Source organism: Leptospiraceae bacterium (assembly GCA_015075105.1).
Lineage (GTDB): Bacteria > Spirochaetota > Leptospiria > Leptospirales > Leptospiraceae > JABWCC01.
Map to the genome: position 1 here is coordinate 1,476,329 of JABTUZ010000001.1, position 23,606 is coordinate 1,499,934.

Genomic DNA, 23,606 nt, shown 5'->3' on the forward strand with positions numbered 1-23,606 from the left:
TGTTTTTAATTTTTTAAAATAGAGTTAAGTCTTTTTATTTTTGTTATGAAAATCTTTTAAAATTCTGATAATGGTTTCCGGAACTTTCACTTGACTCAATTCACTAAAAGTGAAACAGTCAACTCCCTGTCCTTCTAACAATTCATGTTTACCCCAGAAATCCGTAAAATCCGCAGAAAAAATATGATAATGAATCTCTTCTTTATAAAAATCATGGTATTCCGAAAATGAAGTGAAAACTTTAAATTTTTCATCCGGAATCTGAACATTTAGTTCTTCTTTGATCTCACGTACAATTCCTGTAATAGGTTTTTCTCCCGATTCCAGTTGTCCTCCGAATAAACCCCAGATCCCGGGGTGAGGAATTCCCACCTTATTACTTCTGAGCTGTAAGACATATTTATTATCTTTTAATAAAATAGTCAGAACAACATTTCGCAAATCGAAAATACCATCAATAATTTTCCTGATAACGAAAAATCAAAAGTAAATTGTTTTAATAATAGCTTTAAAAGCTGTAGATTTCATTTTTTTCTATTTAAGGGTTCTGGAAATAGCCTGTCTATAAAACTCTCAACAAGAAATGTGGCACCGAATGGGGATAAATGTCCACTATCAAGAAAAGTGAGTTCATTTTCATTGTCAGTAATACTCGTTAAACAACCATCAACATTGCAAAGTACTTCCTGGGAAGATATATAAATTATATTATTCTGCAATGCAATATTTTTTTGTGCCTCTCCCCAATCCGAAAGAAAATTTTGATGTAAAGTATTTTTTATTCGTTTGGGGAAGATTTGATTCCATTTTAATGACAATTTAAAACTTTGAACAATCGCCATTTGTATTGAAACTTTCCATTGAGGAGTTGGCCCGAGTAAAATAATTCTTTTTATTCCATAGGATTTTAATTTTGAAATACTCTTGGGTAAATTTACCTCTCCTTTCTGGCGTTCCCAATTATCACTCCAATTTGCATAAAGCAGTACTGTATCCGGTATCAAATTTTTTATCTTTTCAAGAATGAATTGATTTTTACTTTCACACTCATCCAGCTCGGATGTGTTACTATAAATCCACGGTGGGCATTTACTTTGTGTAAATTGAGCAACTCTAAATTCATATTTCTCTTGAAGCTTGCTAAGTCCGGAATATAAAGATGCGGCATGGGAGTCGCCCCATATAAACACTAACGGCCCTTTTATTGATTCCGGGTCAACACATTCGGTTTCTGAAAACTTGCTACCTGTCTTATGAAGAAAACATTTGTTTATTCTCCATGCCTGTAGTTCAGGTATAGAATCATCAGTCAGGTTTGGTGTTTTTAAATTTTTAATAAACTCAGGTAACCTTTCTGGAAAGCCATGACTTCTATATAAAAATAAACCAACTCCTGATAAGGCCAACATTAATGCGAAAATTGCCGCAGCAATAGATTTTTTTGGATTATGCCGAATTTTGTTTTCTATAAGTTGATAAGTAATAAAAGCAAACAGAATACTTAATCCGATTATTAGAATCCGTATCTTAATTGATAAAACTACATCTGAAGAACTATTCCAAAAAACAAATAATGGCCAATGCCAAAGATATAGAGGATAACTGATTAGCCCTATAAATACAAGAAATCGGCTGCCTAAAATTTTGCGATTTAACCAAGTTCCAGTTCCAGCTGAAATTATCAGGAAAGCCCCTACTGTAGGCAGTAAAGCAGAAAAACCCGGAAATCGAGTATCCTTGTTAAATACCCCAATTGATATGGCTATTAATATTATACCAATACCTGACCTGACCTGACCTGACCTGACCTGACCTGACCTGACCTGACCTGACCTGACTGGACTTGTTCAGACTTGATTCTGCTCAAATGAGCAAGGCAAGCTCCAATCAGCAATTCCCAGATTCTGGTAATCGGAAGATAAAAATTGGCTACTTTATGAGTATATGCACCATAAATATTCAATACAAAAGAAATTACAGTTACTAACAATGTTACTGCGAACAGACCAACCCTTATTTTCCAAACAATAAATAGCAGAAGCGGCCAGAATATATAAAACTGTTCTTCAATACCCAATGACCATAAATGAAGTAATGGTTTTAGTTCTGATGCTGTATCAAAATAACCTGCTTCCATCCAAAGAATAAAATTGGATATAAATGCTCCACCACCTGCTATATGCTTACCCAATTGTCTGTATTCATTTGGCAGGAATAAAAACCAGCCAAGAGTCAGACAAAATGCAAGCACCAGAAACAATGCGGGAAAAATTCTTTTTATGCGCCGAGAATAGAAATTCAAAAAACTGAAATTTTCTTTTTCAAGACCATCTACAATTATTCCTGTTATCAAATATCCGGATATAACAAAAAATATATCTACGCCTACAAACCCCCCTTTCACCCATTCCGGAAAAATGTGAAAACCGATTACGGCAAGAACTGCAATTGCTCGAAGCCCATCAATATCTGACCGGTAGTTGCCTTTTTCGGAGTTTATTAAATTCTTATTAAAAAATTTCATGAAAAATAATTAACTTAAAAACTATGAATAAAACTCTTTTACAGTTGAAACAACATAATCCATTTCCTCTTTCGATAAATGCTGGTCGCATGGAAAAGTAATTATTTTTTTTGTGTGCTCATCTGAAACAGGAAAGTCGCCTTCTTTGTAACCATAAGCCTTTAAAGCTCTCTGACGATAGATTGGAATAGGATAGTGAACTTTGGCTTCGATTCCTTTTTTTACACAATATTCCAATAACGCATCTCTTTTCTCTGCAAATACTATATACAAATGATATACAATCCTGAAATCTGCAGGTCTTGGAGGTAAAGTAATTCCATTGATTTTACCTAATTGACTATCATAATAATTTGCATTCTCGATTCTTTTATTAGAAATATCTACTGCATGGGGAATAAGCCAATTTCCGACTACTGCCTGAATAGTGTCTAATCTGGAATTGTAGCCTAGAATTTCTACATTATCCCTATCAATTAATCCATGATTTCTCAAGAGCTTTAAAGTTTCAGCTAAGTTATCGTCATCAGTTACAATAACACCACCATCAGACCAAACGTTCAAGTTCTTTAACGGGTGCAGAGAAAATGCCCCAGCGTTTCCCCATGTTCCCGCTTTTTTACTATCAATTGCACCTAGAATCGACTGGCAAGCATCCTCAACAATCGGTAAATTGTGTTTCTTTGCAATTGGAAGAAGCTTCCTCATATCGGTCATGTAGCCAGTAAAGTGAACTGGTACAATTGCCTTTGTTTTTGAAGTAATTGCTTTTTCAAGTAAATCCACATCCATACAAAAAGTATCATTACAGTCCACAAAAACAGGTTTTGCCCCAAGCTCTACTATCGCTCCCACAGTGGCAACAAATGTATTGGCTGTAGTAATCACTTCATCTCCATGACCAACACCGAGGGCCTTTAAAGATAATTTAATTGCATCTGTTCCGGAATTCACCCCTATTGCATGTTTTGTTCCAATAAGTTTTGCAAACTTAGCTTCAAATTCTTGAAGAGGCTTACCTAAGGTAAAATCGCCTGTCGGCACAAATCTCTTTAGCTCATCCCAAAGATCATCACAATTTTCAAACTGCTGTTTTAAATAGCTATATCTAACTTTCATTTTTTCACCTCAAATCTACAGACTGCATCCTTTTTATATTAAAATACTTTTCATTTGTAAATGAATCAGGAAGCAATCCATTTTCAAATGCTTTTTTCAAATCTTCAACTGCTAGTTTAATAGAACGATTTGCTCTAAACCCTAACTTATTATAAATTTTTTCAGAAGAAATGTGATACGATCTGTTATCATTTGTAGGAGTAGTTACCAGCTTCACATCTTCACCTATCACTTCTTTTACCATATCAGAAATTTCTGCGACTGTAAAATTCAAATAACCCGCATTAAAAATCTCACCAGCAATTTTTTCTGTCGGAGCCTCCAAAAGTGCTATATACGCATCAACCATATCATCAATATGAATATTTGGTCTGAGCTGCTTTCCTCCAAAAACACTTACCTCTCTTTTGTGATATGCAAGATTAGTCAAAATATTTACAACAACATCCAACCTTTGTCTCGTTGAATACCCACAAACTGTTGCCGGTCTGATAGTAACAGTTGTAAATTCGGGAGACTGGTATTCTGCCAATATTTTTTCACAATCAGCTTTAAACTTAGAATAATCAGTAAGCGGCTCCAAAGAAAAATCTTCCGTTACATTTGGCTCTTCTTTTACACCATAAACAGAAGAAGAGGAAGCGTAGATAAACCTTTTCACTTTAGACGCTTTACTGATTTCAACCAAGGGACGAAATGCGTCGAGGTTGATGGATTTTCCAAGATTTGGATTTAGCTCAAAACTAGGGTCATTAGAAATACAAGCCAAATGAATTACTGCATCATGACCTGGAATTATTTTTTTTAATAAATCGAGGTCACGGATATCACCCTTAATTTTTACTAAATTAGGATGGTCCTTAATTACATCTTCACCATAGATCATTAAATCTAGTACGGTAACTTTATATTCTTTTTCTAATAATTTAGGCACCAGCATTGCACCCACATAACCCGCTCCACCGGTTATAAAAATTTTTTTTATCATATCCTTCATGCTTTCTCCAATTTTTTAATAAAACTTTGTAATTTATTGTATGTAACAGGAATATTTCCGACAGTTTGCACTGCAAGAGCTGCCATACATGCACCAATTGCAGAAGACTCCATTAAATTTGCACCCGAACACATACTTGCAGAAAGTGCAGCAAGTAAAGAATCTCCTGCACCTGCGACATCCACAGGATTGGAAACTAAAGCAGGAAAATGTTCTTTATGAATAAAATTATCAAGTGAATCTCTGCTATAAGAAATAAACCCATCAGCTCCAAGCTTAATAACTAAATTCTTAGCTTCGGTTTCTTTGAATAACATATTTGCAATAGTTTCAATCCCATCCTGTTGATTACTTAATGCGATTCTTGCTTCCTTTTCCGTAGGACATATTACATCAAATTTTTTAAATTTTGCAACATTTCCCACCTGACTACTACATTGAAGATCCCCGAAAAGTAAAATGTTTTTTTTCTGCGATATCTTTATAATCTCCTCAAGAACTCTTTCGGTTATAACTCCATATACAAAATCTGAAATTAATATTCCGCTGATTTTTTCAGACAAATGTCTTAATTTTTCAATTACTCTATCTTCTATAATCTTAGATATAGGATGATCTTTTAATCGGCTGACTCTAAAGAGTTTTTGATTTTCGACCATATAACGTATTTTAAAAGTTGTTGGCCTTGAATCATCTTTGATAAGATATACACCCACACCTTGCTTTTCAAGTTCGCTCTGTACAATTTCTGCATTAGAGTCATCTCCAATAACAGATAAAAATATTGCATTTGTTCCTAATGCTTTCAAATGTGCAGCAACAATTCCAGCTCCACCGACAAATTCTTTTGACTCAATTTCTTTGACTACCAATACCGGAGCCTCTGCACTCATTCCTACTGCTTCGCATGCAACATACTGATCGACAATTGTGTCACCAATAACTAATATTTTCGCTTTAGGGAATTGCTCTACTCGGTCTATCAATCGACTCATTTCAATTCCCTGTCTATGACAGGATTGAAGAAATAAATGTCTCCTTTCCGATTCTATATCCTGTTGACTACCATGTAATAGTTCAGAGCTTGCATAATGAATTTCACCCGCATGGTATTGTATCTTTCCACCATAAGAATCCAATGAAGCAATCGCATCCTTGATATCTTTTCTTGACGTATTCTCAAACTCTTTTCCTAATACAAATTTGGCTGGTTTTATATTAGAAATAAAAATATCAATGGTCATTTTATCTAAAATATAAACCATATCTACAAAATGAATAGAGGCAACCCCTTCCGCTCTTTCCAATTGTGAAAAATATTTTGATCTTTGATTTTCCTGTACCAACCGATCTCCCCAGACAGCTACGATTAATTTTTTGCCCAAAGTTCTTGCATATTGCAAAAAGCGAATGTGCCCAGGGTGAATAATGTTAAAATGCCCATAACATAAAACTATATCATCTCCTTTACCTATACTGTTCAAATCAGTGATATTGCGGACTATAAATATTTTGTTTGAATTTTGACTCATTAACTTTGTAAAATTAAATTATGTATGGGATGAGATTTATATAATTTTTGCCATTCATCTTCAATCTTATAATCATCGAATTGAACTTCTTTTTGCGCTATCTTAAGTGATTCTATATTGCCAATATCTCTCATAATCCCATCATTTTTCCAAGTAGCAATTTTGCCCATAAAATAAGGAATTACTTGTGTACTAAAATCTGATATATTTTCTTGTTCCATTATCCACTCAAGTATCTCAGGCTCCAGTAGATAAATTGCTGCATTGGCTAAGTTGGATGGAGGATTTTTTACCTTTTCATGAAATTTCCAAACTATTCCCTTCTTATCAACTTCGACAATTCCACATGTTTCAGGAGTTATAGTGTGAAAGGTCATCATTGTCATCAAAGCTGGCTTCGGTCGAAAATTGATATGATATTCTAAAAACTTTCTAAAATTGCATATACATAAATTATCAGCATGAACCATTAAAATTACTTTATCTTTCAAATAGAAGTAATTCTGTCGTAAAGTTCCAGCTGTACCCAATAGATCCGCCTCATAAACTGTATCAACCCAGTCACGAAATTTTGGTCGCTTCATAAACTCGATAACTAATTCCTTTTTATAATGAAGATTAATTAATACTTTTTTAATATCCAATAATTGAAGTGTATCTAACCATATCTCTAATAGAGGCTTTCCATTAATAGGCATAAGGCATTTTGGCAACTCATTAGTCAAAGGCTTTAGCCTTGAGCCAATTCCAGCTGAAAGTAATACACATACAATATCTTTCAATCTTAGTTTCCCAAGTATTTAAACCAATCATTTGTTGCTTCCTGAATTTTTTCAGGGGTCCAGACTGGCGCTTCCCTCCAATATTCAATATTTTTTAATAATTGAGAGACCCCCTCTTCGATACTTACTTTAGGGCACCATTTCAATTCAGCTTTGATCTTTGATATATCTGCAAAGGTACAATCTGGCTCACCTGGACGCTTTGGTATAAATACTTTTTCACCCCCCAATAACTCAACTATTCGATTTACTGAAATTGTTGCTCCACTTCCAACGTTATAAATTTCTCCAACTTTATTTGAATTAGCCGCTACAAAAACAGCCTCTGCTACATCACGAACATAAGTAAAATCTCTTGTCTGACTGCCATCACCCACAACAGTCAAAGGATTTCCTGCTAATTTTTGAGCAAGGAATACTCCAAATACTGCTCCATAGGTACCTGAAGTTCTGGATCTAGGTCCATAAACATTAAAAAATCTTAAAGACAGTGCAGGCAATTTGTAAACTTTTGCCCAATGAATTACAATTTCCTCCCCCATTCTCTTAGTAAGTGCATATGGATATTGAGGCTGAATAGGTGCATTTTCAGGAGTTGGATAAACATCAGGAATTCCATAACATGAGGAAGAAGCTGCATATACCACTCGTCTTACATTATTTAATCTGCATGCTTGCATTATATTAAAAGTACCAACAACATTTGATTGAAAATACGCATCAGGACTTTGAATGCTCGGTACAATATCAGCTAGAGCAGCAATATGAAAAACTTTATCTATTCCCTTGAATTTTTTTATCCAATTCCCTTGAACAGAAATATCACATTCAATAATCTCAACTTTATCCTTTACAGAATCTAAATTAATTCTACGCCCAGTACTAAAATTATCCAAAACAATTACTTCATAATTATTTTCAAGAAGAACATCAACAATATGACTTCCTATAAATCCAGCCCCTCCGGTTACAATTGCTTTCATTAGTTTACTTCCTTTGATTTTGTACTAAGCCACTGCATTAAAATATGTCCAACAATAAGTTGTAAATCTTCGGATATCTGCATATCATCAATTGAAAAATGAATTGGATGCTGTGCGAGTTCCTTACATCTTCCTCCTTTATAACCTAATAATGCAAATGTTTTCATTCCAATTTCATTTCCAGTTTCAAGTGCACGCAAAATATTAGGTGAATTCCCACTACCAGAAAGAACAATCAAGACATCATCCCGATCTGCTTTAACCCTTAACTGCTGTGCAAAAATTTGATCGTATCCTTCATCATTGGCAATACAAGTAATAATTGATGAGTTTGCAGGAAGAGCTTCAATTCTCAATCCAATACCTTTTGCTTTATCAATTCCATAATTAAAGTCATTTGCTAAATGAATTGCATTCCCTGCACTGCCTCCATTTCCACAAATATACACTGTTCTTTTTGTCTTCCACACATCGAATAAGCTATTTCCAAGTATTTCAATTTGCCTCATATTCTCATCAGTAAAAGCTTTAACCAACTTTGATGTATAATTATTTATTATTTCTTTCATATTTTAATGTCCTTTTAATGATTTCTTTACCTGCACCGTAAATTCTAAAAAAAATACACCGACTAACCCAATTAATATACTTACACAAAATCCAAATATTAAAATATTTGTTGGAGTAAGTTTAGATAGAGAATCACTTTGGAGGGTTGCCTTTTGTGCAAGTGAGACTATTTCTGTCCTACTTACATGAGTTGAATTTACCCCTTGTCTTGCATTCTTTTCAGCAATATCGTTGTAAAACCTATTATGCCTATCTATAATTGGTTGTAAAACTATTCTATGGTATTTTTCTATTTCAAGACTAATTGTCTTATTATCCTCTGATAAAGGAATTTGAGTGACAATTTTCATCAGGTTTCCCATTTTTTCCCAATCATGAACTATATTAATCGAAAATTTGTTATTTAATTCCTTGGTGTATACCTCATTTAGCTCAATCTCAATCGATTTGAGTGGTTCAATCAATAAATTTCCTGTAGAATTAACTAATCCAACCGATAAATACGTAGTGTACCTAACGTACTCTGCCGGTGCGTTTTGCATCTCTTTCACTTTTTGATATTTTATAAATGCAAAAACCAACGTCAAAAGAAAAGCAAACATAAAAAAGCCAAGAAACCAAAACCGTCGAATCACTAAAGTTTTAGCGATATCGACCAAGGAAACTTCATCATTTTCTATATTATTTTGTTCCATAAAACTCCGACCTTATTTAAAATTATTCACTTCTATCTACACAGTTAAGGAAATGTTAGAAATTCAGATTCCTTTACTTCTTTGGAAAGCTCTTCTATTTCCTTTTTCAATATTTCGTATTCTTGCATCTTGTTTTTCAAATAGCGAACAGTGAGTCTTGCTTTTTCTTCAATTCCGCTTGGAGTCAAAAGATACGAATAAGATAATTTATTTTTGCTGTTTTTGAAATTTCGGGCTTTGATCCAACCCTTTGTCATTAGTGCTTGAATACAATAATTTGCTTTTCCAAGGCTAACACCCAATTGATCTGCGAGTATTCTTTGGCTAATTTCAGGATTTTCTTCGATTGCTCGAAAGATTTTATGTCGTATTTCGTCTGAAAGCATAGCTTTGCCGCGTGAGTCACATATTTTTTAAAATATGTTCAATACTTGAACACTAAAACTACGGCTCTTATTTTGGCAAGTTTTTTCTGAAAGTACGCGACCTGTAATTCAACTTTTTCCAACCTATTTGCTTTTGTTTTCCCCTATTTTTCAGAGCTTTTTACTTTAAATTCACAAATTATATCGTATTTGCCTATCATGCCGGAGATTTTCTTTTAGAGGGGCTTTATAGACGCGACTATCTATGTGGGAACTCCACCCTCCTAAATCGAGTAGGGGGATTATGCCCATTCGGTAATGTCCGATTGCCAAAGAACTATATTTCTGAATCAGCAAAACAGTGCGATTAGGAATTCCTTTTTTTTAGTGATTCAAAAAATATCTTGACTAATCAGAAATTATTTTCCACTATTTAATTTTTTCAGATAGAAATTGACTTTCATCGAAACTGAGATTTTTTTCTGAATTCGACACCCCCGATGGAAAACGATAAAAATATTAATATTTTATTTATAGAAGACTCAGAAGAAGACATCGAGTTGATTCTTAGGTTATTGAAGAAAAATAATTTTACTCCAATCCACACAAGTGTAGACAGCATCCAAGGGCTTAAAAATTCCATTTCTAAAAATAATTTTGATATCATCTTGGCTGATTATTCACTTCCAAGTTTTAATGGTTTGGAGGCTTTAGAGTTTATAAAATCAGAAAAGATTGATCTGCCTTTTATTCTGATTTCAGGAAGCGTTGGAGAAGAGATAGCGGTTGAGGCGATGAGACTTGGTGCTGTTGACTATATTATGAAGCACAATATGACAAGACTTCTTCCTGCAATTGAAAGAGAGATTCGAGAATTCAAAATTCGGTTACACCGTCAGCAAATTCAAGAAATCCTAAAAGAGAAAAATGAGCAATTGAAAATTGCTAAAATCATTCAAAGCGGGTTATTTCCTCAAAGCCCTCCTAAATTAGCCGGATTTGACATTGCAGGGAATTCTTATCCGGCAGAAGAAACCGGTGGAGACTATTTTGATTTTATACAGATGTTGGACAATACTATCGGACTTGTAGTTGGGGACGTTAGTGGTCATGGTCTGGGTCCATCTCTCTTAATGTCTTCTACCAGAGCTTATTTAAGGGCGTTTTGCCTGAATTTTATTGACCTTGGAAAAATTTTAGAAAACTTAAACCATGTTTTGTTTGAAGATATTTCTGACAGGAAAAGATTTGTGACTCTTTTTTTAGCCAGTTTAGATCCAATAGAAAAATCCATTCTATTTTCAAGCGCAGGTCACACTTCCGGATATATAATTGATAAAGACGGGCAAATCAAGCACGAGTTAAAAAGCATGAACTTGCCCCTTGGGATCCAAGATTCTGTGAAATATGAAAATTCTTCAAGGTTGCTATTGGAAAATGGGGATATTTGCCTTTTTGCAACAGATGGACTTTTTGAAGCAAGGAAAAAATCCAAAGATAGGTTTGGATTTGAAAATACCGTTAAAATTTTGCATGACAATCGAAACCTAAACGCAAAAGAAATCGTAGAACTGATTTATAATTCATCCAGAGAGTTTACAGAAGATTCGATTCAAGAAGATGATATTACTTTAATCATCGTAAAAGTTTTTTAACTAATTGTATCTATCTGAAAAATATGGCAACAAAAGCTCTTCAAATGAAAAGAAACCCTTTGTCTTCTCTTCTAAATTTTCAGCAACAAAAACTACCCCGTTCCCAAAAGCCTCTCTCGCAATAGATTCATGAGTAAGTCTGACCGTTTGAAATGGAAAACCACATATAATCTCATGCTTTCCAATAATTCCTCCAGCTCTAGTGGATTTAATTTCTGTATGATCTATATTCAAATTCTCGGCAATCACTTTTGCAGTCCCTGACACTTCTAACTTTTCTTTAAAGTGCTCTTCTAAAATAACCATGTCAATATCCGGAGCAATTTTCCTTAAGAACTTTGTAGCTATGATTAAATAGTTTACTCCAATTGTAATATTTGGAGACCAAAATACTGCCGTTTTTTTAGAATAGTTTTTTAACTTTTGAATAATTTTATTGTCGTAGTGTGATACTGCACTTATGATTTTTATCTTTCTTTTTACAGCCTCTTCTCCATAATAATGAATTCCTTCTTCAGATGAAAAATCTATGATTACATCTACAGGGTGCTCGTCTAATAATTTTGATATTCTAATTTTTTGAATTGAATAAATTCTTCCTTGGTCTTCTATATTTTCTCCTAAAAATTCTGAGACAGAGCGTTGTTCTAAAATTTCAGACTTACGAATCACCCATTCTAATTTCATTTTCTCATTTTTTAAAATTACTGAAGCAACAGCCTTCCCGGTTTTTCCAAAACCCATTAACCCAACCTTCATAAAAACCTCCTTTTCAAAAAGACGGCCTTTAAGTGAAACAAAACTAAAGGCCAAAGAGTTGCTATCTTAAATTAAGGAGATATTTTCCGTATTACGTTGTTTCCGGTATCGGTGATATATAAATTCCCGTTGGAATCTCTCCACAAACCTTTTGGTGAGTTGAATCTGGAGGTCAATCTTGTACCATTTACCAAGCTGCAATTTCCAGAAGTTACATCTGTATTAGCACCTGCAAATGTTGAAACGTTAGCTGTGGACTTATCACTGGATAGGGTTAGTTTTCTTATAGCACAATTTCCTGTATCTGTTACATACAGTGTGTTGGCTCCATCCGATACAATCCCCGCAGGAGAGCTAAACCTTGCTGCACTCCCAAGCCCATTCGCATAACCGGAAGTTCCATTCCCTGCAATTGTCCCCACAACTCCTGATGGAGTGATGATTCTAATGCTATGGTTTCCTGAATCCGCTACATATATATTTCCATCATTATCTACCGCCAATCCTTTCGGGTTGTTAAATCTGGCTAAGGTGTTTGCTCCATTTGTAAATCCTGCCGTTCCAATACCACCAGAAGGGTTTGCACCTGCAAAACAAGTAGTATTCGAAGCCGAATTGCTTACACCTTGGCCTGCATAATTGGCTCTACGAATACAATGGTTTCCTGTATCTGCAATATACTGGTGTCCAATCGCTAAATCTACAGCAAACCCCTCAGGGTTTCTATACCTTTGGGAAGTAGAATTATTTGCTATCACAAATCCTGCAGCATTTGTATTTGTTCCATAAGTGTTAGAAACCACATAGGCTGCGGTCATTTTTCGGATTCCGTTATTTCCGCTATCCGATACAAAATAATAAGTAACTCCACTTATCGTAGCCAAAAATATTCCTTTTGGAGAGTTGAATCTGGCTGCAACTCCGGTGCCTGCAGTATAACCGGAAGTAGAGCCTGCAACTGTAGTTACTACTTGACTGGATAGAACAATTTTTCGGATTCTGTGGTTCCCTGTGTCTGTAATGAAAATAGAAGCACCATAAAGCTCTCCTACCAAATACTGAGGTCCATTAAAGCTCGCAGCAGTTCCTGTTCCATCTGCATTTCCGGCAGTTCCACTTCCGGCAAAAGTAATTACACTACCTGAGTCAGCTTCTGAGCTGGAGGTTGTGAAACTCCAATTGTATTCTTCACCCAAAGCCAAACCACTACTGTCTTTAAGCCCTGTAAGTAATTTCACTGTATAAGAAGTGTTGATTCTTAAATCTCCGACTGGAGTAATTAAGATAGAATTTGTAGATTGAGCTTTTAAACTAATTCCAAACTCTGTAGCACCTTCCATTAACTTAATGTTATCTGTAGTAATCGTACTAGAATCCAAGTCAGTCTTGAACTTAACATAAATAATCGGTCGAATACTCACTCCCTCTTCCCATGATCCGGGAACAGTTGTGTCTATTTCCAAATTACTTGAAGAACTTCCCGAAGCTAAAGCCAGCCCAAGAACGCCCATGAGAAGGTCTTTTTTATCATTGGTGCCACTGTCATCCAGACCAAGAGCACCCATTGCAACTCCACAATTCAATATAAAGAGACTTGCAAAAAATACGCTAAAAATTAACTTTTTCATTACTCTCCTCCTTGCACTAAATAGATGTCCACTCTTCTTAAACTTTCATCTGCAGACGACTCTCTTCCTTTATTTTCACCTGCACCTGAAATTATAATTCTATCCTTTGGAATTCCAAGTTTTGTAATTTCGTTCCTAACTGCTTCAGCCCTTCTCCAAGATAGATTTAAGTTGTTTTTAAAATTTCCAGTAGAGTCCGCAGAGCCTATAACTAAAATCTTAGAAAATGGTTTTTGAAAGATTTCTTTTAAACTTTTGATTTTTGCTTTATCGTTTTTGGCTATTTGAGATGAGCCGATTTTGAATAAAAACGAATGTCTAGAAACTTCTTTTGGTTGCATAGACAAAATCTTAGAAGTTGTGTCTTCACTCTCCTCTCCCATTCCTCTATGGTGTGCTTGTTGTTTTGTATCTGAATCTTTTGTTTCGTGTTGAGAAGGTGAATTCATCCAACCCACTGTAGTCTCTATGCCTGAAATTTTTCCTTTTAGAAATGAAACTTCTTTTTCTAATTCTTCTATCTTGGAGTCAACCTTAGGGTCTATTTTTTCCGGGGTAGAGACTTCTTCCTCATCAGGCTCAGCGACTTCTGGTTTTTGTAGTTTCGCAACAGATTGACAGGTCTTTACGACTAAGGTCTTTCTGCTCACAGATAAAAATAAGCCGGTAAATATAGACAAGATTTTATCTCCAACTGTGGCTACCTGCTCTATCTTGTATGTGTAATCCAATACAGGAAAAAGCTCTCTTGTGTTTATATGATTTAGTTGGTAATTCCCATACAATATGTACCAGAGTTTTCTTTCATAGGAATCGGTACAAGAAACGTTTGTTCCGTCCAAGATGAGCTGCTTATCCGGATAGGGGTTGTATAGATCCAATTGTTGAGTAGTTCCGCAACCTAGTGAAAATAGGGTAAGTATAGTGAGAAAATATAAATTTCTCATGTTAATTGATCTCCTTATAATTTAAAATATCTTTTTTTCTATATAGCAAACTCATAGATTTTCTTTTTTCCTTGAAAATCTTAAATTCTATTTTTCTGAAACTTCTAAAGAAAAATAAAAATTGTATATTTATTTAACTAAGAGAAGTAGTGGGTGGTGGGAGTGTAGTGAATCTGTAAAACTTTTGGATAAAGGGGAGAGAAAAATATTCAGGATAGATTGAAATCGAATAATTTTTTTTCCCTTGAGTAATTCCAAAATCTTGAATTAATTGAATTTCGATTGCTTGTAAAACACAAGATTGTTTTAGATTTTGGGATTGAAGTAAAAGGTATGCCTTTCTGGTTTTCACATCAGGGAATTCTTGAATCCTATTCAGTCTCGCATCGACCATACAATACGGAAATAGAAGAACTAAGAAGACCACTATTCCTTTTGCAGTACTTGAATTCTGAATTTTCATCTTACCCTTTCTCTATGAACTTCGACGAATGAGTTATTAAAAATAAAACAATGGTTGAAAAAAATTTCTAAATTGTATATTAAAACGTATATTGAGACATATTTTAAGTCAATTTCGAGGGTAAAAAAAAAAATAAAAAGGATTGAAAATAATTTTATTGTAAGTATAATAAAGACATGAAAATAAAAACACAGAATTGGACAACTTCAAACAAGATTAAAAATCTTTCACAACAATACAAACAAGAAAAAGTCACAATTGGCGAAGAAAGAGCAATTCACTATACTGAGTTTTTTAGAAAAAAATCCAAGGACTATTCTTCAGTATATCTGAAAATGGCGAATGCATTCTCATACCATTTAAACAAAAGAAGTATAGAAATCTATCCCGATGAAATTCTCGTCGGCACTCATACAGAAAATAGGCTCGGTGCAATTTGCCAGCCTGAGCTTACAGGTGGATTTATGCTGGAGGACTTGTTTCGATTTGAAAAAAGAAAAACAAACCCAATTTCTATTCCAAAAGACAAAAAATGGAAACTATTTTTTGTAATGCTTTATTGGAGTACAAGAAATTTAGCCTTTAAGGCTTTTCCATTTTGGAAAAGAGTTCGGTATATCTCGGACCAACTAAGTGCAGTAAAATACATTATAAACGAAGCAGGCGGGATTGCACATTTTTTACCGAATTATGAAAACATTTTACAAAAAGGTACATCCGGACTAAAAAAAGATATAGAAAAGGTAAAAAAATCAAAGAAGTTAGGCGAAAGCGAGCTAGATTTTTTAAACTCTCAAATTATAGTTCTTGAAGCCTTAGAAAATTTCTCGGATCGATACAGAAAATTAGCAATAGAAAAAGGCCGTACAGATATTGCGATAGTTTTAAAGAACTCACCAAAATACCCCGCAAAAAACCTTACAGAAGCCTTGCAAACTATTTGGTTTTTTCAGATGGCGATCCAAATTGAATCCTTAGATCAGGGAATCAGCCTTGGAAGGATAGACCAATATCTGTATCCGATTTATCTATCTGAAAAAAAGTCTGGAAATTTTGACGAAGGAAAAGTGAAAGATACGTTATGCGCATTCTCTTTAAAACTATCAGAAATTTTTCCTCTATTCTCTAATCGCATAACAGAATACTTTGGGGGCTTTCCAATCGGTCAAGCGATTACACTCGGTGGCGTAGATTCTAAGGGTAAAGATTTGTCCAACGAGCTAACTGCAATATTTCTGAAAGTATTGGACGCTTTTCCTACAAGGCAACCCAACTGGCACGCAAGGTTTAGTAAATCTTCTAAGGAAAGTTACAAGGAAAAAGTATTTTCTGTACTCAAAAAAGGTAGTGGCTCCCCTGCAATTTATAACGACGACGTAATCATACCTTCTCTATTAAAAAGGGGTTTTCCGAAAAAAGTAGTTTGGAATTACTCTACAGTAGGTTGTGTAGAGCCTGCGATTACAGGTGAATCGGTTACCTCGTCTGATGCTGCCTTAATGAATCTTCCCTTAGCTCTTGAAATTCTACTCGGAGAGGGAAAAAGGCTAAATAAAAATCTATTTTCAAAAAGATTTTTAAAAACGAAAAAACTAAAAAACATCCTTAGTTTTGAAGATTTTCTAATTGAGCTTGAGTCTGTTGTGAAAGTTTTAATTTCCAACCTAAAAGAAGACTTAGACTATATCGAAAAAGCAAACGCAAAATTCCACCCAGTACCATTTTCTTCTACTACAGTTACTGGGTGCATCGAAAATGCAAAAGACCTAACCGAAGGTGGAGCAAATTATAACGCATCCGGAATCCAAGGAGTGGGGCTTGCAGATTTAGCCGATTCAGTGTATTCCATTTATGAATTTGTTTTCCAAAGAAAAGATTATTCCTTGGGTGATTTTGCTAAGGCTTGCAAAAAGAATTTTAAAGGGTTTGAAAAAATGAGAGCAAGAATCCTTCAACTACCCAAATTCGGAAACGACCATAAGCCCTGTGACGAAATCGCAAAAAAACTAGCTACAATATTCGATAGGCTAATCTCTGAAAATAAAAATACAAGAGGCGGGAACTGGATGCCGGGGCTATATTCCATGACCTGCCACAGAGCTTTTGGAAAAAGAATGCCCGCACTACCCTCTGGAAGGCTCAAAGGGGAGTCTTTATCTAATGGAATTTCTCCTACAGATGGGGTTGACAGACTCGGACCCACTGCTATGTTTCATTCTGTTACATCTATTGACCACTCTGTATTTGCAAACGGAGTAAATCTAAACGTAAAATTTGACTACGATATAATTAACGACAACCCAAGCATATTAAGCATACTTATCGAAGGATATTTTCAATCGGGTGGAATGCAACTCCAAGTAAATATATTAAAGCCCGAAGTTTTACAAGACGCAATTCTGCATCCGGAAAAGCACAGAAATCTAATTGTAAGAATTTCCGGGTATTCTTCCTATTTTGTCGATCTAAGCCCAAAGATGCAGCTTGAGATACTAAACAGAACTCTTCAAAAGATGCGTTAGTCGAATTGCAAGGAAGGGTATTTGATATTCAGAGATTTTCGGTCCACGACGGGCCGGGGATTAGAACGATTATTTTTTTCAAAGGCTGCAATATGAAATGTGTCTGGTGCCAAAATCCGGAAAGCCAAAAAAAAGAAAATCAAATTCTTTTTCAGCCAAATTCTTGCCAAGGATTCGGAGACTGTATTGCTGCATGCCCAACTCATGCAATTTCTAAAAATAAAAATAATAAAATAGACTACGATAAGTGTAACTCCTGCGGGGTATGTATAAACGTATGTCCGACCGGATCACTTAGTTTAATCGGAAAGGATTATTCTTCCAAAGAAATTTTTGAAGAAATCATAAAAGATATTCCCTACTATAAAAATAATGGAGGTGTAACTTTTTCTGGAGGAGAGGCGAGCACCCAAATTGAATTTTTAGAAGAAGTTCTAAATTTATGCAAAGCCCACGACATTCATACCAATATAGAAACAAACGGTTTATTTTCTTTTGAAAAATTAGAAAATATTTTTAGAAAATTAGATATGATCTACTTCGATCTAAAATTATTTCATCCAGAATCCCATAAAAAATTTACAGGGGTTGATAACAAAATAATTCTAAACAATGCAAGAAATTTTTCTAAAAAAAAATTCCCGATTCTATTTAGAATTCCTCTAATTCAAAATATAACTGACACAGATGTCAATTTACAAGATTTTATTTGTTTTTTAAAAGGGTTGAATGTTAGTAAAATTTCACTTCTGAAATACCACAATTTTTACGAAAATAAATTAGACGGTATCGGCAGAACTTCAGAAAAATTAAATCTCCCTCCATACCCTGAAGAAAAATTTATAGAAATTAAAAAGCTATTTAAAAAAAATCAAATTCAAGTTGTATAAGGGAAAATTTAGACGAAACACAAATGAAAATCAGAGAAAAACTACTCATCGGCAATTCAATTTTTTTAATACTTGTTTTAATCAGTGGAAGTATCCTATACTTCTCGATAAAAAATATAGTTCAAACCTATATAGATTCCTCAATGGAAAATATTACAAACAACACTGTAAGCCTTGTAAGAACAGTGATTACAAGCTCTGTAAGAAATCATCTTAGGACGGTTGCGACCAGAGGAAAAAATATCGCAGAGTATTATTACAGCGAATATAAAAAAGGGAACCTATCTGAAAAAGAAGCATACAATAAGGTCAAAGATATTTTCTTGCGGTCCAACTTTGCAAAAATTGGAGAGACAGGTTATGTAGCCGGAGTTTCAAGTAAGGGAATTTTAACCATCCACCCGAAGGCAGAAGGAACAGATGCGAGTAAAGCTGATTTTATGAAAAAGGCAACTGCCATGAAGACAGGATACTTAGAATACCCTTGGAAAAATCCGGGTGAAGAAAGCGAGAGGCTAAAAGCCGCAGGTTTAGAATATTTCGAGCCTTGGGATTTAATCGTATGGGCATCTTCGTATAAGTCAGAATTCAACCATTTTATAGAGCCTTCAGATTTTAGAGAAGAAATTTTATCTATCAAATTTCAAAAAAGCGGGTACATGTATATTTTAGACAAGAACGGAAAAGTAATAGTTCACCCATTCATAGAAGGTCAAGAAACTTACGACTCCAAAGACTCCAAAGGAATTTATTTTATCAGAGAAATGCTAAAAAAGAAAAATGGAAAAATTATTTATGACTGGAAAAATCCAAACGAAAATGAAAGAAGAGAAAAAATCGCCTACTTCAAATACATCCCTGAAATAGATTGGCTTATTGCCACGTCCATTTACACGGATGAAATCAATGAAAGCCTGACTATTATTAAAACAATTATTTTATCTACACTTTTATTGACCTCGATTATTTTAGTAATTGTTTCTATTAAGCTAAGCTCATTCCTATCCCAGCCTATTCAAAATTTAATGAGCTCCATAAATTCTCTAAAACAAGGAAAATTAAATACGATTGTAAAAATTGAAACTAAGGATGAAATCGGTGAGCTTGCTCAAAACTTCAATGAAATGACCGCCACTATTTCTAAAGCTAATAGCGAACTGAAAGAGTTGAATGAAAACTTAGAATCAAAGGTAGAAGAAAGGACTTTTCAATTAGAAAAAGCAAAAAATGAAATCGAAAAAATCAACGAAATTACAAAAAATATTAATTCAGAATCCAAGCTAAACAACATATTCGATTTAATTTTTCAATATTTTGACAATGAGTTTTCGATTGATGGAACTATTGTAATGCTAAAAGACGAAGAAAAAAATGTACTATATACATTCAATACAACCATGCCTAAGGTTGATAAAAATATGATTGAATATTCTCGAAAATTGATTCTTCCTTTGAATGAAAAAGAAGGTGGGTTGCTATACAAAATCTTTGTCCGAAAAAAAGCATTTTATATGTCCGAAGTAGATAAAAATAATATTCCAAATGACATACCGGGAGAAATGATTCGGACTCTAAATTACGATTGTTTTCATGCGATTCCCTTAGTAATTCAAAACAATCCTTTCGGGTTGATGCTTTTGACATCCTATTCCAGAAAAATAAAATTCGCTAAAGAAGAAATTCGTAGAATTGAAAATTTCAGCAGGCATATCACCGGTGCAATTTACAACTCACTATTATTGAAAAAAACAGACGAAGCAAAAAATGAAACTGAAAATCAAAAATACGAAACAGAAGCTCTAAATAAATTACTGAAGAGCTTAAACGAAGACTTAGATTTTTCTGTAGTTATGAAAAAAGTTCACTCTTATATCAAGTCAAACTACAATATCAATTATTACGGTTTAGCGATTGTTGACAAAGATAAAGAAAGCCTTGTTTCAATCGACAATCAAATGCCGGATTTTGTAACAGATTCTGACCGAAAAAAAAGCGAGAACTATACTACAAAAATCAAAAATGTGAAAGGAGCACACGCACTTGCTTTTAAAGCAAAAAGACCTTTCTATGCTCCCAAAATCAGAAAATCAGGAATGACACCGGAAGAGCTTTTCAACCAAGAAATGACAAAAATGGAATCTATACTAATCATTCCACTTGTACTCCAAAATGAACCAATAGGATTTTTAGATTTGTACAATACCGGTAAAATGGAATTATCCAAAGACGATATAAATAAACTTTCCATACTTGGGGAACATCTCGCGGGTATCATTTACAGCTCTAAACTATTTCAAGAAGTCAATTTAGAAAGGCAAAAATCGGATCAACTTCTTTTAAATATTTTGCCTGAAGAAGTTGCGGTGGAATTAAAACAAAAGGGACAAGTAGAGCCGAACTATTTTGAAAATGCGACTATTTTATTTACAGACTTCAAAGGATTCACTCAAATTGCAGAAATTCTAACTCCGAGAGAGTTAATCAAAGAATTGGATGGTTGCTTTTCACAATTTGACAATATTACAGAAAGATACAATTTAGAAAAACTTAAAACAATCGGTGACAGCTACATGTGCGCAGGTGGTTTACCAAAATCGAATAAGACTCATGCAATAGATGCTTGTCTTGCTTCTTTAGAGATTCGAGCATTTATGAATCAGATGAAAGATATTAAAAAATCCTTAGGGCTTCCGTTTTGGGAATTGCGAATAGGAATTCATTCGGGACCGGTGATCGCAGGAGTGGTTGGAGAAAAAAAATTCAATTACGATGTTTGGGGAGATACAGTCAATATGGCGAGTAGAATGGAGTCGAGCGGGGCGACCGGGGAAATCAATATTTCTTCTACCACACACAACTTAGTGAATCATTATTTTGAGTGCAGATTCCGAGGAGAGGTAGAAGCAAAAAATAAAGGCAAAGTGCAAATGTATTATTTAGACAGAATTCGACCTGAGTATTCCCAAGATAGTGAGGGTCTTATTCCAAACGACAAGTTCAAAGAAAAAATCAAAAGTCTATACTAAATGAAAAATTAGAACGGGGTAGCTAGCACCACCCCGTAGCTAAACCACTCTAAATCGCAGTAGAGCCTTTTTCTCCAGTCCTTATGCGAATCACTTCTTCTATCGGCAATATAAATATTTTCCCGTCTCCGATCTTACCCTCCCCTGTTTTTGCCGACTTCAAAATTGCATCCACTGTCGGCTTTACAAATGCATCGTTTACGGCAATTTCTAAACGGACTTTTGGCAACAAATTTATATCGTACTCGTGACCTCTGAAAACTGCTGTTCTTCCTTTTTGCTGACCATAACCTCGTACTTCACTCACAGTCAGTCTAAAGATTTCATTCTTCGTTAACTCTGCTTTTACTTCTTCCAATTTATTTGGTTGAATGATCGCTATGATTAATTTCATAATTTCTCCTTTTTAAATACTATATCCTTTCTCTCCGTGAATCTCTTCGTCAAGACCATTAATTTCCTTTGTCTCCTCAATTCTAAACCCTATAGTTTTTTCTATTGCAAACGCTAAGATATACGACAATACAAAAGAATACAACCCGGTAACAATTACGCTAAAAATCTGGAGATACACCTGCTCAAAAACTGATTTCACTCCTGTAGCCAGAGAGATTGCGAATACTCCGGTTAAAATTGCACCAAACGCACCACCAACCCCGTGGATCCCGAATGCGTCTAACGCATCGTCATACTTCCATTTCCCTTTCAATAAAATAGCTCCGTAGCACAAGGGAGAAACCATAAACCCCATAATCAAGGAACTACCCACACCTACATAACCCGAAGCCGGTGTAATAACTACAAGCCCTGCAACAATTCCAGAAGCTGCTCCTAAGGCTGTTGCTTTTTTAGTATGAAAATACTCTACTGCAAGCCATGATATACCCGCTGCAGCCGGTGCAATCAAAGTGACCACAAATGCCCTCGCAGCAATTCCATTCAATACAAGACCTGAACCCCCGTTAAAACCAAACCACCCAAACCAAAGAAGCCCTGCTCCTATTAAAGTATAAGTCATATTGTTTGGGTTTGCAATAGATTTTAATTCTCCTTTTCTTCTGCCTATTACTAAGGCTGTGGCTAATCCGGCAACACCGGATATTAAATGAACCACAGTTCCACCGGCAAAATCCAAAGCTCCTTTCTTAAACAAAAATCCTTCCGATGCCCAAACCCAGTGAGCCACAGGATCATAAACAAAAGTCGCCCAAAGAAAAATAAAAACTATGTACCCAGATAGCTTGACCCTCTCTGCAATTGCACCGGAAATTAGTGCAGGGGTGATTATAGCGAACATTCCCTGAAACAAAAAGTGAACATATTTTGGAATCGTACCCTCTAGAGTGTTTTCGTTTATTTGCCCCAATAGAAGCATCTGAAAATCGCCGTGATAAGGGGACGACCCAGAAAAAGCAAAACTATAACCAAATATCGCCCATTGTATAGAAATTACAAGAATTGCTATAAAACTATGCATCATGGTAGATAGTACGTTCTTAGATCGTACAATTCCTCCATAAAATAAAGCTAAACCAGGGATCATAAAGAAGACCATTGCTGAAGAAATAATCAACCAGGCTGTATCTCCCTTATCTAAACTTGGAATAGCTGGAACTACTGCTTGTTCAATTGTATCTTGCCCAAACACTAAGTTCGGCAAAACCCCTAAAAATACGACCCAAATCAAAATAAAACGATTTTTCCACTTCATACAATCCATCCTGTGTAATAAATTTACTATATAAACTTGAATGCAATAATTGTGCCAATTATAGCACAGTGCCTCTAAAAATATAAAATTTTTTCATCTTTTCTGATTTTTTAGTCCATGCAAAAAAATTTCTATGAATAAAATGAAAATTTAAGAATTACAAAATATTGGTCTAAGGAATAAAGTGTAAAATTCGATTGTAGCCTTTTTTTAGGATTTTGGAGGAGCTTTCATTTGACTGTTAACGGAAAAATTTTCGATTTTTTATCTAAAAAGATACATACTATTGACGATTTATTGGATCACCTCAATCTATCTAAAAATAGCGTAGCCATAGAAAAAAATGGATCTATTGTAGATAAAGAAAATTGGCCAATAGAAAAGATTTCCTCATCCGATTCTATTGAAATAATTCGATTTGTAGGCGGGGGATAATTT

The 23,606-nt window shown here is 34.7% G+C and carries 22 protein-coding genes; 5 read left to right on the top strand and 17 right to left on the bottom strand.

The features are described from left to right. Positions 1-24: 24 nt before the first annotated feature. From HS129_07185 to HS129_07235, 11 genes are all read right to left on the bottom strand, one after another. A complete protein-coding gene (locus tag HS129_07185) occupies positions 25-450 on the bottom strand; it encodes an NUDIX domain-containing protein (protein MBE7411833.1) in 426 nt (141 codons plus the stop codon). 74 nt (positions 451-524) lie between these two features. Then, positions 525-1,409 (bottom strand): hypothetical protein, encoded by an 885-nt coding sequence (locus tag HS129_07190; protein ID MBE7411834.1) that lies wholly within the window; start codon positions 1,407-1,409, stop codon positions 525-527. A gap of 362 nt (positions 1,410-1,771) precedes the next feature. Further along, positions 1,772-2,524, bottom strand: coding sequence for an acyltransferase (locus HS129_07195; protein MBE7411835.1), 753 nt, complete (start codon positions 2,522-2,524; stop codon positions 1,772-1,774). Positions 2,525-2,545: 21 nt separating this feature from the next. Further along, complete coding sequence (locus HS129_07200) at positions 2,546-3,643, bottom strand: DegT/DnrJ/EryC1/StrS family aminotransferase (GenBank protein MBE7411836.1); 1,098 nt, start codon at positions 3,641-3,643, stop codon at positions 2,546-2,548. A 4-nt stretch (positions 3,644-3,647) separates the two neighbouring features. Continuing rightward, positions 3,648-4,640, bottom strand: a complete 993-nt coding sequence (locus HS129_07205; protein MBE7411837.1) for an SDR family oxidoreductase — start codon at positions 4,638-4,640, stop codon at positions 3,648-3,650. Further along, entirely contained in the window at positions 4,637-6,172 is a 1,536-nt protein-coding gene (locus HS129_07210) for an adenylyltransferase/cytidyltransferase family protein (GenBank protein MBE7411838.1), read from the bottom strand. The genes HS129_07205 and HS129_07210 overlap by 4 nt, the downstream gene beginning before the upstream one ends. Beyond that, positions 6,172-6,954, bottom strand: coding sequence for a nucleotidyltransferase family protein (locus HS129_07215; GenBank protein MBE7411839.1), 783 nt, complete (start codon positions 6,952-6,954; stop codon positions 6,172-6,174). The genes HS129_07210 and HS129_07215 overlap by 1 nt, the downstream gene beginning before the upstream one ends. 2 nt (positions 6,955-6,956) lie before the next feature. Further along, on the bottom strand, positions 6,957-7,937 hold the full coding sequence (locus HS129_07220) for an SDR family oxidoreductase (GenBank protein MBE7411840.1): 981 nt from the start codon (positions 7,935-7,937) through the stop codon (positions 6,957-6,959). Beyond that, entirely contained in the window at positions 7,937-8,506 is a 570-nt protein-coding gene (locus tag HS129_07225; protein MBE7411841.1) for an SIS domain-containing protein, read from the bottom strand. The genes HS129_07220 and HS129_07225 overlap by 1 nt, the downstream gene beginning before the upstream one ends. Before the next feature lie 3 nt (positions 8,507-8,509). Continuing rightward, positions 8,510-9,202 (bottom strand): hypothetical protein, encoded by a 693-nt coding sequence (locus HS129_07230; GenBank protein MBE7411842.1) that lies wholly within the window; start codon positions 9,200-9,202, stop codon positions 8,510-8,512. Positions 9,203-9,246: 44 nt separating this feature from the next. Beyond that, positions 9,247-9,588, bottom strand: a complete 342-nt coding sequence (locus tag HS129_07235; protein MBE7411843.1) for a MarR family EPS-associated transcriptional regulator — start codon at positions 9,586-9,588, stop codon at positions 9,247-9,249. 479 nt (positions 9,589-10,067) lie between these two features. Here HS129_07235 and HS129_07240 point away from each other — a divergent pair, with 479 nt between their 5' ends. Then, positions 10,068-11,222: a SpoIIE family protein phosphatase gene (locus HS129_07240; GenBank protein ID MBE7411844.1), complete on the top strand. Its 1,155-nt coding sequence runs from the start codon at positions 10,068-10,070 to the stop codon at positions 11,220-11,222. Here the strand turns inward: HS129_07240 and HS129_07245 are convergent, their stop codons facing one another. From HS129_07245 to HS129_07260, 4 genes are all read right to left on the bottom strand, one after another. Continuing rightward, a complete protein-coding gene (locus HS129_07245; GenBank protein ID MBE7411845.1) occupies positions 11,223-11,981 on the bottom strand; it encodes a dihydrodipicolinate reductase in 759 nt (252 codons plus the stop codon). It abuts the gene before it with no gap. Between the two features lie 71 nt (positions 11,982-12,052). Then, positions 12,053-13,609, bottom strand: coding sequence for an Ig-like domain-containing protein (locus HS129_07250; GenBank protein ID MBE7411846.1), 1,557 nt, complete (start codon positions 13,607-13,609; stop codon positions 12,053-12,055). Further along, positions 13,609-14,556 carry an OmpA family protein gene (locus HS129_07255; protein MBE7411847.1) on the bottom strand — a complete coding sequence of 316 codons (948 nt, stop codon included), beginning with the start codon at positions 14,554-14,556 and terminating at the stop codon, positions 13,609-13,611. The genes HS129_07250 and HS129_07255 overlap by 1 nt, the downstream gene beginning before the upstream one ends. A 133-nt stretch (positions 14,557-14,689) precedes the next feature. Beyond that, positions 14,690-15,019: a hypothetical protein gene (locus HS129_07260; GenBank protein MBE7411848.1), complete on the bottom strand. Its 330-nt coding sequence runs from the start codon at positions 15,017-15,019 to the stop codon at positions 14,690-14,692. A 176-nt stretch (positions 15,020-15,195) separates the two neighbouring features. On the opposite strand from HS129_07260, the gene HS129_07265 reads away from it, so the two are divergent. The 3 genes from HS129_07265 to HS129_07275 are packed head-to-tail and all read left to right on the top strand — an operon-like array spanning position 15,196 to position 21,457. Next, complete coding sequence (locus HS129_07265) at positions 15,196-17,541, top strand: hypothetical protein (GenBank protein MBE7411849.1); 2,346 nt, start codon at positions 15,196-15,198, stop codon at positions 17,539-17,541. A 5-nt stretch (positions 17,542-17,546) separates the two neighbouring features. Continuing rightward, positions 17,547-18,431, top strand: a complete 885-nt coding sequence (locus HS129_07270; GenBank protein ID MBE7411850.1) for a glycyl-radical enzyme activating protein — start codon at positions 17,547-17,549, stop codon at positions 18,429-18,431. A 23-nt stretch (positions 18,432-18,454) separates the two neighbouring features. Beyond that, a complete protein-coding gene (locus HS129_07275) occupies positions 18,455-21,457 on the top strand; it encodes a cache domain-containing protein (protein ID MBE7411851.1) in 3,003 nt (1,000 codons plus the stop codon). A gap of 49 nt (positions 21,458-21,506) precedes the next feature. Here the strand turns inward: HS129_07275 and HS129_07280 are convergent, their stop codons facing one another. Both HS129_07280 and HS129_07285 read right to left on the bottom strand, forming a co-directional pair. Beyond that, positions 21,507-21,851, bottom strand: coding sequence for a P-II family nitrogen regulator (locus HS129_07280; protein MBE7411852.1), 345 nt, complete (start codon positions 21,849-21,851; stop codon positions 21,507-21,509). 12 nt (positions 21,852-21,863) lie between these two features. Further along, the gene (locus HS129_07285) at positions 21,864-23,168 is read right to left on the bottom strand and encodes an ammonium transporter (protein MBE7411853.1); all 1,305 of its coding nucleotides are present in this window, start codon (positions 23,166-23,168) and stop codon (positions 21,864-21,866) included. A gap of 234 nt (positions 23,169-23,402) precedes the next feature. Between HS129_07285 and thiS the strand changes: the two genes are divergently transcribed. Further along, on the top strand, positions 23,403-23,603 hold the full coding sequence (thiS, locus tag HS129_07290; GenBank protein MBE7411854.1) for a sulfur carrier protein ThiS: 201 nt from the start codon (positions 23,403-23,405) through the stop codon (positions 23,601-23,603). The last annotated feature ends 3 nt before the right edge of the window (positions 23,604-23,606 follow it).